This window comes from Streptomyces phaeolivaceus (assembly GCF_009184865.1).
Lineage (GTDB): Bacteria > Actinomycetota > Actinomycetes > Streptomycetales > Streptomycetaceae > Streptomyces > Streptomyces phaeolivaceus.
In genome coordinates this window covers 5,855,913-5,875,102 of sequence record NZ_CP045096.1, presented here as the reverse complement: position 1 = coordinate 5,875,102, position 19,190 = coordinate 5,855,913, and the positions used below count along the sequence as shown (strand labels likewise).

The following is a 19,190-nucleotide window of genomic DNA, read 5'->3' as shown; positions in this document are numbered from 1 at the left end:
ACGACGACTTACCTGCTTTCTACCGGAACGCGGGAAGGAGCCTGCTCGGTATCGGCCCCGCCGAGGAGGTTTCCGTGATCCCCCTGCTCGGCGGCATACGCGGCGTAGTCCCCGTACTCGCCAGCGAGCAGCCGGGCCGTGAAGTCCGCATGGGCCCGGGTCATCTCAGCCTCGCGGTCGGGCTTCACCCAGCCCTCGGGCATCTCGGGGGTCGGATCACCGGCTCGGGCGGCCTTCGCCCACGCCTTGACGAAGGCAGTCTCCTCGGGGGTCTGCCGGATACCCACGTTGTGGGTCGCCGCACCAATCTTGTGTCCGTCCGCGGCGAAGAACATCTCCCACTCGTACTTGCGCAGCACCGCGAACTGAGAGCGGTACATGGCACAGAGCTGCTCGGCAGACAGGCCAAGCATCACGGCGACGATCGCGTCGATCTCGACGAGTGCCATCCGGCGGTCGTACTCCGCGCGCAGCGGCGTCGTCATGGACCAGGTCGGCTCGACGTCCTGGAGGTTGGGGCGGGGTGACTCGGGGTCTGTCCAGCGGTCCGAGAGCCAGGCGGGCTTGAACAGCTCCTCCCACAAAGGTGCGTAATCCCGGGTCAAGCAGTTTAGAGAGAGTGTCCTAAGGAGGAGCGGGGTGGTGAGGGGATGCTCAAAGGGCGCAGGGAAACTACGGGCAAGCTCGATGTTGACCTTGGAAGCGCCGGACACCTTGACCAGGTAATCCAATGGCAGAGAGGCCCACAGTCCTGCAACCGTAGCCGTTTCCTGATTCGTTTCGAGCGCCAAAGTGTGCACCGCGTCGACGTGCGTCGGCCCCGGCGGAAGCAAGGCCGCCTGAAGCGATCGTTCAGTGTTGGAGGTGATCATACGCCGCCAAGCAACCCGAAAGAATTCCACAGCGCGCCTATCACCCCATTTCCGCTGCGCATCCAAAAATTCCTGTTCCGAGCACGACCGGCGATAGTTGACCCTCGGTACAACAACTTCAGGAAGGACCTCGATATCCCAATTCGAATAGTCCTTGTTGGAACGGCATCCAGGGTTGGGCTGTTTCGCGAACGGCGTCGCCACCGAAAAGTGCGGCCCTTGAAGGATCGCCTCATCCCAATGCTCAGGAATGCTGGTACGCCTTTCGATCACTCCCTGTTCTCTGGCAGTCGTCTCATTGAGTGCCGACGACCACCAGAAGTGAGCCCCACTCAGCCTCTCAGGGAATCCCGAGAGGGTAACAAGGGCGGCATTATCGGCAGCAGTGATGGGCCTCAGAGAACGAGCCTCTGCCGATGGTGTCCCCGGAGAGTCCACCAGGGCAGCCCAACTCGTCAGCACAGCCTCATTCACGGTTGTGATGCGCCCAAGGTGCGGACGCAGATCCCATCCACCTTCCGGGAACTGGATCCCCGGCAAATCCCCACGACCGTCATGCTCAAAGGAACCATCCACAACGGAAGGATGGACAACGCGAGCGATTTGAGAGAATTCAATCTCCTTCGGCGCCCCGTAAACACTAATCCCGAAGTTCTTATTGTTGTCAACATCTTCAAACAGGAGAATGTTGTTGCCGAACTGGAAGTGTCGGCGGAGGCGCGAGTATGTCGCACTCCGGAACCGCCCTCCCGATGGGGCAGAGAAGTGATTCTCTTCATGAATGAGAGCAGAGATACCGCACGACTTCAAGCCCATCCAGGTTCGCTCGATGAAACTCATATAGAGGTTCGTTCGCATTCCTGACAGGATCGGATGAAGGATCTCCGCGCCGAGGCTTGCGTTGATGCCGGTCCAAGATCCGAGGTCGACTAGGTACCCCTGCCGTCGATTCAGATCCGACAAGACAGCAGCTCGCCTACTGCGCCGCTCCTCCTCCGTTGCCGATGCCGTCAGCCCAAACCATGCATCAAACTCTGCCAATGCAAGGTCATCATCCCATTCGAAGTTGACCCACGGAGGATTCCCCACCTGCAGGTCAAACCCGCCCCGCTCGAAGACATGAGCGAACTCCAGCTCCCAGTGGAAGAACCCTTCCCGTCGAGCGATCGCGTCCACTTCGCTGAGCCACGGGAAGCGCAGCGTCACCACCGGCATGGCTGCGCACCGGCTCATAGTGCGGTCCAGTTCGTCATCGATAGCGAGCTGCTCGAAGGCCCCGGTGTCGCCGAATAGCCCAAGACGGTCATCGAGGCCTGCCCTATTGGCACCACGCTTCAAGTCCTCGGCCTTCACCCGGGCCGGAGGCACGCCGAGTACGGCCTCGCAGAAGTCCAGCCACTCGTCGAATGTAGGCGGTTCCGGGGTGTTCGGCTGCCCCAGGGGCCAGAACCAGAGCGCGCACCACGCGTCCATCACCAGCTTCAGGCGTGCGCGCGGGGCGTCCGGCTGCTGAAGTGCATGCTCGACCTGCTCACGCGAGACGGCGCCCGAGGACCTTGGCAGAGGCCGCTTCTCATCGACTTCCCAGACGTCGATATCCCGACGGACCTCAGCCTCCGATACAACGAGGCGCCGCTTGGTCAGCTCCCACAGTCTCTCGACGCGAGTCGCGAGCGCCAGCAGCCGCTTTGTCTGGGCCGCAGACGGAGTGGCCGCGGCCTTCTTGCGCCACTCCGCGAGTCGATCACGCTCCTCCCGTACAAGTTCCTTGGCCTGCTTGGCATCCGCGCCCGCGCCCCAGCCCTTTGCCGGTAGCAGAAAGTGGTGGATTTCCTTGTCGGCACAGAAGGCACCGTCTTCGGCGTCCATCCAAAGAGGCCGGTCGGTTGGCACCTTGGTTAGCCATGCCTTGCGCTTCAGCGCCTCTTTCTCGTACACCGCTCGCCGGGCGCCGATGAGGGAATTGCCACGTCGCAGGTGCAGGCCGAACCACGGGGCCTTCAGGCCCTCGTGCATGGCGTTGAGCCACAGCGACACCTCAGCCAGCTCGACGGCGGTCTGGTTGAGGTCCACGCCGTAGGAGTTGTGGAGGGCGAGATAGGCCTTGACCTTCTGCAACTCTGCCTCGTACTGGTCCGGCGGCAGCTGCACCTCCTGGCCGCGCTCGGCGGACAGCTCGGCCATGCGGCGCTTGAGGTACTCGGCTGCGAGCTGGTTGATGGCTTCGTTGAGGAAGGCGCCCGAACCGAGGGCCGGCTCGCACACGGTCAGGTCGAGGATGTCCCTGGCTGCGGTGGTCTCACCGTCCTGGTCGAGGAGTTCGGCCAGGGCGTGCTTGACCGTGCTGCGGGTGAGCACCTCGGGGGTGTAGTACGAGGCGGAGCGCTGGCGCTCGCGACCCGAGAGGCGATAGACGAACGAGCCCTTCTTGTGCTCGACGCGCCGCCACGCGCCCGTGATGTGGTTGCGGCGTTTAACAAAGACCTCGTCGTCGTAGTTGTCGGCTTCGCTCTGGGGGACGACCCAGGTTCCGGCCAGTGCGTCCGCGTCGGGTTTGGCTACCTCGTATAGGTCCTCGGCCGCGAAGAAACCGGTGTACGACATGAGCCCCTCATATACCGCGCCCAGCTGGTTGATGCCGAGCTGGGCGTAGGAGATGAAGCCCTTGCCGTTCTTGCCGCGGCTGAGCATGAGCAGGTTCAGCACCTGCCAGAGCACCTTGTTGCGCAGCCGGGTGTCGATCTTTTCCCCGTCGATGCGCACCGTGCCGATCAGCGGGGTGGCGTCGGCCTTGAACAGGTCGCTGCGCAGCGACTCGAAGCGGATGCCGTCCGCATCGAGCTTTTCGCGGTCGCCCCTCTCACGGTCCTCCAGAGTGCGGTGACCTTGGTCGACGAGGCGGAAGAGCAGGTCCAGTGACTCGTAGAAGTGGAACCCGTCCTGGGATTCCTCGGGGAGGTCGTAGGAGACCAACTCACCAAGCCGGGCGAGGCCGTAGCCCTCCTGATATGCCTCGTCCTTGGTGGGCAAAATGCCAAGTTCCGGACGGGCTTCGGCGTACAGGAGGAACAGGATCCGATAGAGGTAGCGTAGCGACTCGCGAGTGAGGCGGGTGGCCAGTTCGGTGCTGTCGCCGAGTTCGGCTGGATCGGCGGGGTGGGCGTGGATCCGATTTAGGATCTCCTTGGCGATCAGCTCGACGGACTCGCGCAGCCCCTCGCGCAGTTCCTTGGACACGCCGACCGCGTGCTTGCGGCCCTTGTCGACCAGGTCGTCGAGATACCCGGCAGCACCGCCCTGTGTCAGTAGGGACTCGGCGCCGAACAGGGCGGACACGGCTTCGAGTTCGCCACCATCGCCGGCCAGGTTGCGGTCGAGCGCGGCGTCGATGCTGACGCCGAGGAACCGGCCCTCGTGCCATGCGGTGCGGTCGGCGAGCAGCACGGCACCGCCGGCGAGGAGCAGTACGAACCGCGGCGTGTAGGCGTCGTCACAGCCGAAGAGGAAGGTGACGGCGTCCGCCGCGCTGGTGATCCGGTGTTTGCCGTCCAGCGCGATAGGGGTGAGGAGTTCGGATCCGTCGTCCTCTACATCGGAGACGACAAGGTCGGCATTGGTGTTCCAGGTGACGTCCAGGGCAACGAGTTCAACGCCACTGGGCCCTTTCACGGCGAGGGCAACCGGCACTTCGCGGACCTTGTCGGCGTGCATGACCTCGAAGACGCCGCGCTGGATCCTGGTATGGGTGTCGTCGTCGCGCTGTGACTGCTCACCGTCGGGGCGGGTGTAAGCGAGCGCAGCGAGCAGGGCGTCGTTGAGCCTGCGCAGGTCGGAACCGTCGAAGTCGCCCTTCTCGGTGATGCGAACCTTGGCCTTGAAGTAGTCGCGGCCCAGATTCCTCATGCCCGCGCGTGAGGTGGGCTGTCCTGACCGGTCAACCGCCGTCCAGCGCTTGCGCAGGTCGACGAGGTCCTTGGAGAAGACCTCGGCAAGGTAGTGGGCGGAGATGTACTCATTGCGGTTGACGATCGCTTCGAATGCCACGACAGTCACGCGCCCTTCTTCTCGCCGATGCCGGTGGACGGGACGAGGACCCCGATCACCCGGACCATGGCCTCGCCCTGCGTGGCCAGGTCCATGAGCAGTTGCTCCACCTCTATGGCGGTGTTCTCCACACGCTGTTCTGCGTCCTCGCGCCGGACGCCCAGGGTGAGCTGTTCAAAGGCCGTTTCGCTCGCCTTGCGCCAGGCCTGCAGGCGCTTTTCGTACTCCACCAGCCTCTCGATGAGGGGTTCTTCCTGGATGGCGCGCAGCTTGTCCAGGTGCCGGCGGGTGGCCTCGACCGCGTCCGGCACCAAAGCACGCAGAGCATCGAGGTCCCCGGTAAAGGGGCGGTTGAGCATGCCCGGCTCCACTCCGGCACGGTTCAGCACCTTGACCAGGTCGTCATCGAATATGGGGGCTCCGTGCTCCAGCCCGCTCACGCACGACCAGGCAAGGACCGTCGGGTGGCCCTTGGCATTGGAGTACATGCCCTGCGTCAGGAATTTGGGCCCGTCGACATCGGCGGTGATGACCGGTGCGGTGTTCCGGGTGAGCCGGACTAGGACCTTGTCCGTGAGCCACTCCACCAGCGGATGCTGGTCGGTCACGTAGCTGACATCAGGCCACCCAGATGTCTCATGCCGCGTCTGCTTGTTGATGGCGCCCTTGGGGCGTTCACCACTCCGTTCCCGGGCACGGTCCAGACGCTGCTGGGCGAACGCCGGGTCGAACGTGACCCGCAACTCATCGAGCACCCCGCGTTCGTCCAGGTAGGTCTGTGGGAGGGCGAGGAGCCTCCGCTGCAACTCACGATCGGGGGCGAACGAGAGCATCTCGGGATGGTCCTCGCCCCACTGCTTGCCGATCTTCGCCTGGGGATTGTTGTCGTATACCTCGTCCAGTGCCTCCTCCACGAAGGCACGCGTCGAGGCGAACAGTTGGGGGACGCGGTAGTGCTCCCCCGATCCGTCGACCGTGTGGTGGGCCATGAAGAGGTTGAAGGGGTCGACGGGCTGCGCTGGGACGATCGCGTCGAACGCCTTCCCGTCCGCGAGCCCGGTCTTGATCGCGGTCTCCTCCGCGTCTTCATCACGCAGGCCGAGGATGGAGGCGGCCTCGCCCAGAGTGCGGTGGACCTCGTCCTCGCGCTCCAGCAGACGGCGGGAAACCAGCCGGTCAGCAGAAGGGACATCCGGGTCTTCGTCCTGGCGGACCAGCAGCAGGGCACGGATCTCCGGGGGCGTCTGCTGACCGTAGCGGTCAATACGACCGTTACGCTGCTCGATCGTGATCAGCGACCAGGGCAGGTCGTAGTGAATCATCTGGTGGCACTGGCGGTGCAGGTTGACACCCTCGGAGGCGATGTCACCCGTGAGCAGGACCCGCAGCTCGCTGTCGGCCAGGCTGAACTCCTTGACGATGCGCTGCTGTTCGTCATCAGGCAGACCGCCGTGAAGCTGCCGGATCGCGCCGTACCGGTTGTCCGTGTTTACCTCAAAACCGAGCGCACCGGGCAGGGCCTCGTGGAGCATCTTCAAGGTTTTCCGGCGCTCGGAGAAGATGACGACGCGTTTGTCGGCCCCCGGGCCGACCCCGATGGCTTTCAGCTCGTCGACCAGGCGGCGGAACTTGGCAGCCTCCTGGACGGTAGCCTCGGCAGCTAGTTCGCCGAGCCGTACGAGTGCCGCCCGCTCAGGGGCACGTCGTTCCTTGCTCTCCGGGTGTTCCTCGGCGTCCTTGTCGATGGCCTTGATCCGGTTGGCCACTGTCTCGGCCAACGCCTCGTGCGAGGAGAGGAACGCCTTCAGAAGCGTGTACGGGAACAGACGGGCTCCCTTGCCGCTCACCGGAGCCGACCGTCCCTCCCCAGGGCTGATCCAGACGTCGTACAGCTCCTCGAAGATCCTTTGCTCGGCAGCGCTCGCGGGGCAGTCGAAGGCCACGGGCTTCTTGCGGGTGGCCCACTTGTGGCCGATCTCCGCGGACACGTCGGGGGACATCTTGTGCCGCCGGACGTACAAGTGATCGAGCTGAGTCTCGTCGTAGTCGCTGGTGTCGGGGATGGCTGTCGGGTCCAGCAGGCTCAGCAGCTCGCCGAACGACTCCCGTTCACCGTTGTGCGGTGTGGCACTGGCCAGAATCAGAGCGTCGGTCCGAGGGGCGAGAAGTCCTGCGAGCCGGTTGTTCTTCGTGCCCTTGTTGATCAGTTTGTGGGACTCGTCGATGACGACGGCATCCCAGTTGACCTGCATGAGGTGGCTGCGCCAGCGGTCGGAGCGCAGGGTGTCGATAGAGATGATCGCGCGCTTGTAGTACGAGAAGGGGTTCCGGCCGGCCGGGATGTTCCGTCGGATGCGCTCGATTCCGCTTGAGTCGAGACGTACGAGAGGGATGGCGAACCGTGTCCACAGCTCGTGCTGGAACTGTTCCAGGATGGCCTTGGGCGTCACCACGAGGATGCGTTCGCCCCGGCCCCGCCGGATGAGCTCCGAAAGCAGCAAGCCGACTTCCAGCGTCTTACCCAGGCCGACCGCGTCGGCGATGAGCAACCTCGGCTGCAGGCCGCGCAGTGCTGCCCGGGCCGGCTCCCTCTGATAGGCGAGGTCATCGACGAGATGAGTGCCGACGGTGGCGAGCCTCTGTTCAGACAGCGGCAGAGGGGTTTTGCGGATCAGGGCGTCGATGAACAGACGAGAGCGCCGGCACTCCGGAGAGGTGTCGACAACGAGGTCGGTGTCCTCGGGGCGCAGAGGCGTGACCTTGTCCAGCGACGGGTGAGCGAAGAAGACGGCCCGCTGGTCGCGCACGAGCGGAGAAATCCCGCGGACATCCAGTCGCGTACCGTCCTGCGCCGTCTCGGACGCCTCGACGACCAGCCAGTCCTCGTCCCGCGCGCGGACCTGCATGCCCGCGGCGAACTTGGCGGTGCCTGAGTCACTGGTCACCAGGCTCTCTCCTTCACTCACTACTGAACTGCCTCATCGTGCTCACGTGCGGGTCGACGGCGTCACCCACCGAAGTCGGACCGGCGGTCTCGGATCTTCCCGCGCCAGCGGTCAGCCCACGGCTCGCCGCCACCGCTGGACGCCCCTGCAACAGCCGGCTCTGGAGGCGGTACCGGAGCTTCCGGCTCCTCCACAACCGCCTCGGGAACCTGCTCCACCACCGGTGGCGGCGGCGCGGGAGGCGCCCCATTAGCCACCTGCAGCACATCTGTGAGGAACGCGCCGGGCAGCGGCGGATACATGCCCCCATTCACCGGTACTGCCTGCTCCAGGAGCCGGTCCATGGCCGCCTCCAGCACGGTGTGGGCCGTGGGCCGGTCTTCAGGAGAGTAGGCCAGGCCACTGACAACGAGATCCCGCAGACTCTCGGGTAAGCCCGAAAGGTCCGGTTGGACATTCTGCAGTGTCCGCTGAGCCGGCAGGTGGGCATAAAAGGGAGGGTGCCCCGTCGCCGCATGCACCAGAGTCGCGGCCAGACTGAACACGTCCGCAGCCTCGCTCGCCTTCCGAGAGTCCATGGCCTGCTCCGGAGCCATGTACGCAAGCGTGCCGAGCGGCGAGTCGCCGGAAGTGAGGCCAGTCGCGCCGCCGACATGGCTGACCCCGAAATCGATCACCCGCGTGCCCTGCGTGGTGACCAGCACATTGCTCGGTTTGAGATCACGGTGCAGCAGCCGGACTGAGTGAATGTGGATGAGGGCCTCGGACAGGCTCGCGGCCAGCCACCATGCGCCGAGCTCACTCACCGGCCCGTGCTGATTCAGCAGCGCATCGAGTGACGGCGCATGGATGTACTCGGTCGCGATCCACGGCCGCTCGGCACCTGGGTCAGCGGCCACAAGCGCGGCGGTGTGAAATCCCCCGACACGCCGGATCGCTTCCAGCTCCTGAGCGAAGCGTTGACGGAAGTACGGATCGTCGGCCAACGCCGGCTTCACGACCTTGATTGCCACCGGCCGGGGACTGCGGTAGCCGAGGTAGACGACGCCCATGGCCCCCTGACCGAGCCGCCCCGCCAAGCGGAAGCCAGCGATCTCATGGGGGTCACTGTCCTTCAGCGGCTCGAACACCCTCGCCCCCGTTCCGCGTCCGAGCGTGCTGAGACGAGACGCACGGGACGCGAAGTACCCACGTCAACAAAGGTGAGGTTATCAGCGGTGCGGGCTGGTGTTCGTGCCCCATCGGGATCTCTGCCGAGGGTCCTCGGCAGAGATCCCGCGTGGTATCGCGTCGAACCTCTGAGCGGCACACTCAAGAAGATCCACATCGACCTGGCGGTTCCCCCTCAGAGACCCCGCCACGCTACTGGTCCCTGGGCGTGCCCACTCAACCAGGGCGCCGGCGTCTAGGTCAGCAGGGCCGACTGATCATGGCCTCGACCGCCCTCACGGCTCGGCAACTACGCGCAGAGCTCACTGCGTTCGGTCACCTCAGCCGGGTTTACGCCGAGGAGCTGATGCAGTTCCGCGGTGACCACACGGTAGGCGTTGCCCAGACGGAGGACTCGGCACGGGTACTGACCGCGTTTGGCCAAGGCATATCCGGTACTGCGCCCTATGGACAGGGCCCGGTTAGCAGTGTCGAGGTCGACCGCTACGGGCAGCGCCAGCAGCTCTGCCCGAGTCAAGCCCTGCACCCCACGGGCACTCTCAGATGTCGCCACGACGTACTCCGATCCTGCAGGGGTCCTCCGACAGCAGAATGTGTACCACGGATGTTGCAGCAGCATTTTCCTGTGCCGTAAGTTGCAACCATGACAACAGACGGCTGGGGTGCCCAGCTCACCACCCGCGTGGCGGAGCAGATCCGCCGCCATCGCAAGGCTGCCGGCCTCACCGTGGCGGAAACGGCAGACGCCTGCACGGCCCGCGGCCTCCCCGTGCCAAAGACGACGATCACCAACCTGGAGACCGGACGCCGCAGCTCTGTCGACCTCGCCGAGTTCCTCGTCCTGGCCGACGTCTTTGGAGTGCCGCCGATCACCTTGCTCTTTCCCCTCGATACCGCGCCCACGGTGGATGTGCTCCCGGGGCAGCCGGTCTCGACCTGGAACGGCCTCGCATGGTTCACCGGCGAGACTGCCTCCACAGAGGCCGCTCCCAAAGGCAGTCCGCGCGAGCTGCTGGACCTCTTCCGCGCTCACGGCGACGCGGTGGCCGCCGCTCGGGCCTCAACGTCCCTGGCCAAAGAACGACGCCGGATGGCCAACACCACACTCGACCCTGCTCGCCGGACCGAGCTGCTGGACGCCGCCACCGGTTACGAGCAGTTCGCCTTCGACGACTGCAGAGCGCTCGGAGCGTTCCGCGACTCGATGCGCGAGCGCGGGCTCGTTCCCCCCGAGCTGCCCGCCGATCTCGCCTTCGTGGACCAGTCCAAAGCCAGTACCAAGGACACTGAGTGAACGGAACAATCACCCGGCGCTGCTCGTGCCGCGACCCGCAGACGGGCAAGAACTACGGGAAGTCATGCCCGAAATTCTCTAACAAACGCCACGGTACGTGGGTCGTTGTGCAGGAGCTGCTCCCCCGGCAGGACGGCACCCGCCGCCGGTTCCGTCGGTACGGGCTGGAGAGCGCCACCAAGGCCACGGAGGAGCTGAACAAAGCCCGCGCGCTGCTGGCGCTGCCCGATGAGGATGATCCGATCGGCCAGATGGCCATCAGTGACCTCCTGGAAGCCTGCGCGAAGAACAAGGAGCCACTTCCCGACTACGACGAGACTCGCCGCCGATTCGCGACCGGCCAGAGCCTCAACTCCAAGATGACCGTCGGTGAATGGCTCGACCTCTGGCTCGCCGGACGCAAGCGGCTGCGCGTCACCGGCCTCAAGCGCTACGAGTGCGACATCCGCGTTCATCTCAAGCCACACCTGGGCGACGTCCGTCTCGACAAGCTGCGTGTTCATCATCTGGACAAGATGTTCGACGCGATCAACGAGGCCAACATCGAGATCGTTGAGCAGAATGCCCAGCGGCGAGCCGCGCTCGATCTGCTCAAGACGATCCCGTGGAAGGGCGCGGAGAACCGAGACCGCCGTAAGGCGGTGCAGGAGTCGATCGACGCCATGCCGCCGTTCCGACGCGTTACTGGCGCCAGCACTCAGCAGCACATCAAGGCAACCTTGCGCGCGGCGCTGAACGTCGCGATCGCTCAGCAGGTCATGTCCAACTTCAACCCGGCGGAGCATGTCGAGTTGGAGCCCGGGGTGAAGCCCAAGGCGCTTGTGTGGACTGACGAGCGGGTAGCCCACTGGGAAGCCACCGGTGAGAAGCCGTCTCCGGTGATGGTCTGGACGCCGGAGCAGACTGGGCGCTTCCTGGACTTCATCGCCGAGGACCGGCTGTACGGCCTGTGGCATCTGATCGCGTTCCGGGGACTGCGGCGCGGTGAAGCCTGCGGCCTGCGGTGGATGGACCTCGACCTCGCAGGCGAATCACTCGCCGTCGCCACCCAGCTCGTCCAGGACGGCTGGGAGATCATCGAGGGCGCTCCGAAGACCGACAGCGGCATCCGGCTCATCGCTCTGGACGGCGAGTCTGTCGAGTATCTACGCGACCACAAGCGCCAGCAGGACAAGGAGCGGAGGGAGTGGGGAACCGCCTGGAAACTGACCGGGCGGATCTTCACTCAAGAAGACGGTTCCTGGCTCCACCCCGGCAAGGTGAGCGATCTCTTCGAGCGGCTGGTCACGGCCGCCGGCCTGCCACCCGTCCGACTGCACGATCTCCGTCACGGCGCGGCCACGCTCATGCTGGCGGCCGGGATCGACATCAAGGTGGTGTCCGACACGCTCGGACACAGCGATACCCGGATCACGCGAGACATCTATCAGGCAGTCCTCGACGATCTCGCACGCGCTGCGGCAGAGGCGGTCGTCAAGCTGGTGCCTCGCGCCCGACGCCGCCGAAGCAAGGGCGCCTCCGACGAGCGCACGGCATAGCGCCGCCTCATTTCGAGTCCCCCGGTCAGCGGGTATCTGACCGGGGCCCGTCCCTGCTTCGGAAAATGTCCTGTACTTGGTTGCTCGGCAATCGCGGTTGATCACAACCTACGGCTGGAGCGCATGCCACCAGTGGTCTGACGGGGCGAAGTGATCTTGATGTCAGTGGGCCCGGCCACTCCAGGCCGTGGCATTACTCGGCAAAGGAAAGTGCGCGGCGATGCAGCCGACGTAATCGCCGCGCTCGGCCTGCTGGTCGGCCTTCATCGCCCTGTTCACCCAGACCGATACTGAGACCGATCGCGATGTCAGCTCGCGGCGAGGTCGAGTACGGCGAGGCAGAGCGGACCCTCATGGTTGGTGAAGGGGTTGTGCACGACGGTGTCCGGTGACACGGATTCGAGGACGCGGGTGGCCTTTTCCCCCTCTGGCTGCGGCAGGGCACCCGCTTGTCGCAGTACCACGGCGAAAAGGTACAGACGTTGCAACGGTTGCACATCCGTGTATTCGTCGGCAATCGGGTCCCACGTGTCCGCCAGTATTGGGCTGTCCTCACGAATATCCATTGGATCGCTTAGGGCGGCCTTGAACACCTCGATGGCGTCTGCGTCCACTCGTAGCCGCCGCATCAGCGGCTTAGTAAACATGGGCAGATACAAGTCCGACATCCCCATACGGATTCGGGTGTGAGCGCGGGTCGCAATGGCTGGAAGATCTTGCGGTATGGCTGCACCGAATGCGATGGCCAGCGTATCCTTCCAGTCACGGCGCCTGCGACTTGCGGAGTCATTTTTGAACCACGTTTCGAGATCTCGGAAGGTAGCGTTGGACAAGCTGTCCGACGGAAACAGTTGCGTGTAGGCAGCTAGATTCTCTCTCGCGTAAATGCGACCTGACCGGGTACCTGTAGCGTCTTCGGTGAGGATGGCCTTGAACACGTCATCGGGCACATTCCAGCTGTCTCGGTCCAGAATCGAGTCAAGAATCTGGTCCTGCCGACGGTCCTCCATATCACCGAGCTTTGCCACGACCGCACGAAGGGCTCCTTCGTCGCCCTTGTTCTCTTCTTTGGCCCACAAGAGGAAGTGTCGATCTTGGCGGAGCCTGGCGTCCCTGTCGCCCTCATAGCGGAGCATCTCGGCGATGGTGGGGTACCGGGAAGCGACTGTTGCGAGCGCGGACATAACGTGGTGACGTTGCTCGCTAGCCGTTCGACGGTGGCTGCCGAACTTCCCGTTCAACCGCTCGAAGATGTCGACACCGAAATGAGTGCACAACCCTTCCCAGTTCTCGGCTACGAGGTCTACAAGAATCTGATCGACGTCACCGCCGTAGAGGACATCGAGTTTGACGCCGGGCGCACCTGGGTCGCCGATGGTTTCCTCGATACCGTCAATCAGCGCGAAGTCACCGAGCATGAGCATGCCGATCCATGCGAGTTGCCGACGCTCTTCGAAGTCAGGGCCGTAGGCGCACAGGTCATCTTTGATCTCACCGCGTAGCCATTCCATCTCGGACGTAAGTGTGTCGGAGCCCAGTAGGTCGTTGTGGGTCTGCTGGTGGCGCTTGATTGCCTGGATAATCCCGATGAAGGCGTTCCGCCGAATCTCGGTGTCCGGTTCGTTCTTCCATTCTCCCATGACGTCGATGAGGTCGCCTGCGGGAAGTGAGATGTTCGCGAGTTCGAATGCCAGGACTTCGCGCAGCTCTGGTTCGATATGCTTGAGCAAGTTGAGAGTCTTGCCTAGGATCCGGACGGAGGGTTCGTCAGTCCTGCCGCAGTAGGCCCTGAGGATAGCGGCTGGAATGGTGTCCGGAATTCCTGATGTGATGGGTCTAGGGTCGTGGACAAGCGTGTCGGCCAACTCCTGGATGGCTGGCTGCCCCGGCCATGCGTTGATGACCCCTGGGACGTGCCACATCAAGGGGTGAGGGCTCACCGCCGCGCACAGAGATGCCAGTTCGGCTGGGTCATAGCTGGCCAGCACCTCCCGCGCGGCTTCTGCTTCAACATCTGCTTCCCGGACTGCGTCCTCGAACCGCTTCCAGCCAGCGGCTACAGCCTCGGCAACGACAACGTGCCCCTCGCTCCGACCGTGTGCGGCGGGCTGGCGCAGAAGAGACACCAGGACGGCGAAGCCCTCCTGCGGACCGAGCACGTCGATGGCTACGCCGGCCATCGGCGCGGCTTGGGCGAAGTCGCCGTGAAGCCGACTGGCAAGGACAGTACGCACGTGCTCGTCGTCTGCGTACTGCTCAACCAGCGTGCGGGCCGCAATGTACGGCCGGTGCGCGTCCAAGCCGCGCAACAGCACAGCCTGGGCGTCGGCGGGTGTCAGCGCAGTAGCGAGACCGGCTACGCGGTAGGGCAGCACATTCCGCAATCCGGCGTCCACATAGGGGTGGAGAGCCTGAGCGAATGCCGGATCGTCACGCCACTGCTGGGGAATCATGCTGACGTCGTACAAGATCAGGCCGCGTTCCTCCGGCTCTGCGAGCTCTGCGGCCACCCATGCCTTGAAGCGGCTGTCGCCGGCGAAGGCGTTGCAGGCCAGGACCCATGCAAGACTGCGGTCGCCGCCATTGCGTCCGTTCGTCTTCAAGGTCTCCAGTGCGAACTCGGCCGCTTGTGTATCCCCGGTGGCGGCGATGTTGACGAGGTCTGCAGCAGGCCATGGCCCAGAGAAGTGGTCCTCTCGACGTAGCAAGGACAGCAGCCAGTCACGTTCCTCCAGCCGGTACAGTGCGGCATCTCCTGACGTAGTGCCGCGCTGCAGTATGTGCAGGCCAACCAGCCGGAGCGGGCTGGATGGCTGACGTCGCGCCCAGTCGACCAGCCGTCTGGTTTCGGGTGCGTCAGGCCAGCCGTTGCCGAGGGCGAGAATGGCAGCGGCCTGGGTTGCTGAGGACGGCCCAGTCTCGGTGAACGCCATCAGCCGGCCGAGCAGGTGCGACTTGCCACCGAATCGGCGTGCGATGGCCATTGCTGAGTTGACCTTCACGTTGTCCTCTGGGTGCCGAATGCCCCAGAGCAGGTACTCGGCCGCGACGTCGTCGGGAATGTCGAGATCGCGCAGCGCCCACATGGTCGGCGAAGGATCGGGGCGAGGCGCCGTGAGCCACCGTTTCATGATCGGCAGCAATTGGGTGCGCGCAGCATGGCCCGCGAGCGCGCCTGTGAGCGCGGTGATGAGGTTCGCCCGATGACGTAGCGATGGATGGGTCTCCACCCGTTCGACGAGCCGGTTGATGTAATTGGTCTGCGATCTCGGGGTGAGCTTTACACCGGCGGCGAGCGCCTCGGCGAGCAGCTCGTATCCGTCGATGTCTGCCCATCGTTGGCTGCCCGTGTCGAAAGCCGCGGTAAGCAGCGGCGTGGTTGCGTGAGAGCTGACCTGCGCGGTCAGTAGAGCCAGGAGCACATCGTGCCAGGCCGGATCATGCACGAACCGCTGTACTGCCACGATCTGATCTTCGGTGGGCAGCGTGGCGAGATACTGGCCAGCCAGGTGGTCGAGTACCACGCGGTGCAGGAAGCCGAAGGAACCTGCGCCATGCGACACGATCAGTCCAAACTCGTCTTCTGCCATGGTGAGGACCGAATCGGCGATTCTGCGGGCATCGGCTTGCTGATAGCCGAGGACTTCGTCGTCGGTCATCGACTCAACGATGAGCGTGCGCATCTCCGGCTTGGTGACGGTGCCGGCGGGGTCCTTGACACGGAGGCGGTAGGCCACGGCGGCAAACAGGGCGGTTACCTCGGCAGGTGTTAGCAGTGCCCCTCGCGCGTGTGAGGCGCGCTGCCGCATCTGGGGATGCTTTTCGACGAGCAGTTCAACGAGCCGAGCGTAGATCTTGAACCGTTGACGTGGCAGGGGCTCGCCTTGCCATGTTGCGGCGAGCAGCGTCAGAAAGAGCGGGGACCTGGAGAGCTCGGCAAGTTCCGGGGTGGCCTCAAGTTGGTCGAGAAACGAATCGACGCCGAGGCTCCACGCCAATGGAAAGGCCGTTGCAGCGTCCGGCTGCGTGGCTGGTTGGAGGATCCCGGTTGCGATCGTCCGGCGCTGCTGGTTGGTCAGCGGCGTGATCTCGGCTTGCACCCACGGGCGCCTCCAATTGAGCCGGTCGACCGCGTATGGGCGCGTGGAGAGGATTGCTGACGCCTTGGTACGGCCAAGGAACGCCTCCAGGGTCCCGAGGGCCCGTTCGGCTGCTCCGACATCGCTCCACTCGTCGACGCCGTCAACGAGCAGCAACAAGCGGTCATCCCTCAGTGCGCACTGGACCAGCGGCCAGAGATGAGTGGCGCTCTGCGACTTCAACCAGGCTTCGACGGCCGAGACGAGCGAGTTCTCCGTCGATGCTTCAAGGTGGCGGCACAGGAACCCGAACGGCAGCCAGATCGGCAAGTCGGTGGCGTGTTCCCGCTGCAGCGTGATCGACTGCGGTTGGGACGATAGTAGGTCCGTTGCCATGAACCGCAGGAGACTGGACTTTCCCGCTCCCGGACGGCCGATGAGCAGCCGGTACTTACCGCCGGCCAGCCACTCGTCGGCCGCAACGGTGCCGACGGCGGCCAGCGCGGCCTGACTTCTGCGTCTGAGTAGGTGACGGGCAGATCTGAACGACTGCCGACGGGCGCCCAGCCGCGAGGCGATGTAGGTATGCCCGTCGACCGAGACTTCCGCAGGGCGTTCGTCGAAGGCCGGCTCGGGCTGTTCGGCGTCGTTGCTGTCGGCCCGGTCACGGTTGGGATCCACGTCAAGGATGACGAACTCGCTATTGAGCTCTGCGCTCTCGACCGGGTGAACTCCGCCTTGTGCGGAGAAGACGGCGTGGTAGAGATCGCGCAACCCTGCGCGCAGGTCTCTGCTGTCCTGGTGGAGCAGGTTGTTCGCGAGGGCCTGTGCTGCGTCCGGGCCGCAGAAGCGCTCTACCCAGGTTCGGCCGAAGAAGTCATCGACGATGAGGGGATGGTCTTTCAGCAGGCGGGAGACCTCCTGTACACCCCACGGAACGAAGGTGATCTCAAATTTGGCCAGCCGTGCGGTCTGCTGACGGATCGCAAGGTCCAGCTTGGTGTCCTGCAGATCGAACGAGGTGGCGAAGTGGAACGATGCCGTCTTGTCCGCCCATTCGCCCTTCAGCAGGTCGTCGACGGCCTTCTTGATCTTGGCTGCAGTCAGCGTTTTGACCCGTCGAGATTGCAGCGTGATGTAGTCCCGGCCTCCGGAGTCGCCGCCCATCAGATCGAGCGGCAGCCGAGCGTAGGCGTCGATCCCAGCTTGGGCTTGGCCTGGAACACCGAAGAGCTTGGCGTATTGAACCGGCCGGACAGTGTGCAGCAGCCTGAGGAACAGGCGCTCGGCGTCGGACCATTCCAGTTCGCCGATGGGCAGCACCTGCGCCCTAGTGTCGATCGGCGGTCCCGGCAGCCGCCCCGTGGGGGCTGACCACAGAAACGCTTCGGTGCGGTCTCGGCCACCCGCCTCGTCCGTGAGCGCCATCATCGTCATTTCGCTGCTTCCCGCCTCGGCTTCGGCTGCCAAACTAAGACCAGTGTCCTATGCGGGAAGGCGGATGAGCCGCTTTCTACTGCAGGGGACTGCGGCGAGACCGAGGAGGGCCAGGCAGTTGCGAGGACTACGCTCATAGCCGGGACAGAGCCGTTGGTAGCCGGGCAACTGTGCCCGCTTGCGAGAGACCCTCATGGTGTCGCGTGCCCCTACTAGATCCCGAGGGGTCCTCACCACTGGGGCGGTGCATTCGTCCCGTGACCGCCTGCCCGCGCCTGGGCAGCTTGGTGGCGTGTTCCGGGTGAGCGGCGGTGATGTAGCGCATGGCGGCGCCGTCGCTAGCCCGAGCCGGACAGCGGTAGGCGCCGGATAATGGCCCGGGCAGGCGTGGAGGGCGACTAGAGCGATGAAGGACCACTCCTACGGGCCGCAGACGGAAACTCGTCGTCGTGTGGACGGCAACTGCACCCCCACCTGGCTCCACCCACGATCGCTCGGGCAGAACACGATGGCGACAATGCCCGCCGCGCCGATGAACCCGTACCCCGGCACCGATATCCCTCCGCTGATATCAGCGAGATCAGCTTCCCAAGGCTACTGGTCTGCCTTGGCCTGCAGTTCTCGGGCGATCGCGGCATCCTGGCTCATGGCAACCACGACGCGGCGGTCCACTTCATCCTGCTGGTGTGGCTCTCCGCACGGACAGATGCTCCACTCACCAGCATCGACGCGGCCGACCACACGCTCGACAAGGTCAGCAAGTTCGTCAAGCACTCCCCCCGGCACTTCGACGAGTTCGCCGCCCCTCGCCGACACGGTGGCGAAACCGAGTTCGGTCACCAGGTCCATCGCGTGAGCGGCCACCCGGCCGTCGCGGTTGGCCGCCGCGTACTTTCCGGCCTGCGCCCCGGCCATCACCAGGCGCCCCAGGGCCATGGTGGGCACGTCCACAGTGCGCGTGTCCAGACGGACCGGGCGCACGGCGTGGACAGCGGAGGCGTCCTCGTTGGAGTTGTCCACCGCAGTCGCGATCGCGTCCGCGACCATCTCCGGCGAGACCAGATGGACTGCTTCCTCGGGGTCCAGCCTGACCTTCTCTGCGGCCGTGTTGACCACGTAGGCCACCACATCTCGAACCGCTACCGGTTCGACCTCAAGGCCGCGCGTCAGCAGCACTGCCGTGGTCTGCGCCACCAGGGCCTTGAACCCCGTGCCACTCTTGATGTCCGCCATGAGGACCAGCGTAGAGGGGCGCTTTGTTGGATTGCGACAAAGCCGTCCAAGCAAGGGCAGTAACCATCGCGCTCCGTGCGCCGTCCCGCGAAGCTGTCATCAAACCGTCGGCCGATCACCGCTGCACCGTCGTTGCGCCAATGGCCTCCCCTTGGCCTCCCCTCGCCGTAACCGGACGAAAGCAGCTCTCACAGCCTCCGACCCACAAGGTCAAGGACAAGCAAAAGGCCCAGGTCAGCGGGTATCCGCCCTGGGCCTTTCAAAGAGCCGCCTTCGGGATTCGAACCCGAGACCTACGCATTACGAGGGCCTGAAGGTTCATGATGGAGGGTGCTGGGCGGTGCCTTCGGATCCTATTTTCCCTGGTCAGAGACGTGCGACTGGGCGGCACGTGACGCCCCGGTCCAGCTTGTGCTACCCCGTCCGCTCACGCAGCGCTCACGCATTCGGCAACGTGCACCACTGCGCATCCACGCCCGAGCCGCAGGCCACACCCATGATCGTAGGCCCCAGAACGGCGTCTCACAGGCGGGCACTTGCGGCTGAGCCCTACGCGAAGAAAGCAACTGTTCATACTT

The 19,190-nt window shown here is 64.6% G+C and carries 8 protein-coding genes; 2 read left to right on the top strand and 6 right to left on the bottom strand.

What is annotated here, in order from left to right; genetic code table 11:
- Positions 1-8: 8 nt before the first annotated feature.
- From F9278_RS27530 to F9278_RS47440, 4 genes are all read right to left on the bottom strand, one after another.
- Entirely contained in the window at positions 9-4,925 is a 4,917-nt protein-coding gene (locus F9278_RS27530; RefSeq protein WP_226966976.1) for an Eco57I restriction-modification methylase domain-containing protein, read from the bottom strand.
- On the bottom strand, positions 4,922-7,861 hold the full coding sequence (locus F9278_RS27525) for a DEAD/DEAH box helicase (protein WP_152170701.1): 2,940 nt from the start codon (positions 7,859-7,861) through the stop codon (positions 4,922-4,924). The genes F9278_RS27530 and F9278_RS27525 overlap by 4 nt, the downstream gene beginning before the upstream one ends.
- A 62-nt stretch (positions 7,862-7,923) precedes the next feature.
- On the bottom strand, positions 7,924-8,991 hold the full coding sequence (locus tag F9278_RS27520; RefSeq protein WP_152170700.1) for a serine/threonine-protein kinase: 1,068 nt from the start codon (positions 8,989-8,991) through the stop codon (positions 7,924-7,926).
- A 329-nt stretch (positions 8,992-9,320) separates the two neighbouring features.
- Positions 9,321-9,584 carry an integrase gene (locus F9278_RS47440; protein ID WP_152170699.1) on the bottom strand — a complete coding sequence of 88 codons (264 nt, stop codon included), beginning with the start codon at positions 9,582-9,584 and terminating at the stop codon, positions 9,321-9,323.
- Positions 9,585-9,674: 90 nt separating this feature from the next.
- Here F9278_RS47440 and F9278_RS27510 point away from each other — a divergent pair, with 90 nt between their 5' ends.
- Positions 9,675-10,325, top strand: a complete 651-nt coding sequence (locus F9278_RS27510; protein ID WP_152170698.1) for a helix-turn-helix domain-containing protein — start codon at positions 9,675-9,677, stop codon at positions 10,323-10,325.
- Complete coding sequence (locus tag F9278_RS27505; RefSeq protein WP_152170697.1) at positions 10,322-11,863, top strand: tyrosine-type recombinase/integrase; 1,542 nt, start codon at positions 10,322-10,324, stop codon at positions 11,861-11,863. The genes F9278_RS27510 and F9278_RS27505 overlap by 4 nt, the downstream gene beginning before the upstream one ends.
- A 308-nt stretch (positions 11,864-12,171) precedes the next feature.
- Here the strand turns inward: F9278_RS27505 and F9278_RS27500 are convergent, their stop codons facing one another.
- On the bottom strand, positions 12,172-17,412 hold the full coding sequence (locus tag F9278_RS27500) for an NACHT domain-containing protein (protein WP_152170696.1): 5,241 nt from the start codon (positions 17,410-17,412) through the stop codon (positions 12,172-12,174).
- Positions 17,413-17,973: 561 nt separating this feature from the next.
- Complete coding sequence (locus F9278_RS27495; RefSeq protein WP_152170695.1) at positions 17,974-18,612, bottom strand: hypothetical protein; 639 nt, start codon at positions 18,610-18,612, stop codon at positions 17,974-17,976.
- Between the last annotated feature and the right edge of the window lie 578 nt (positions 18,613-19,190).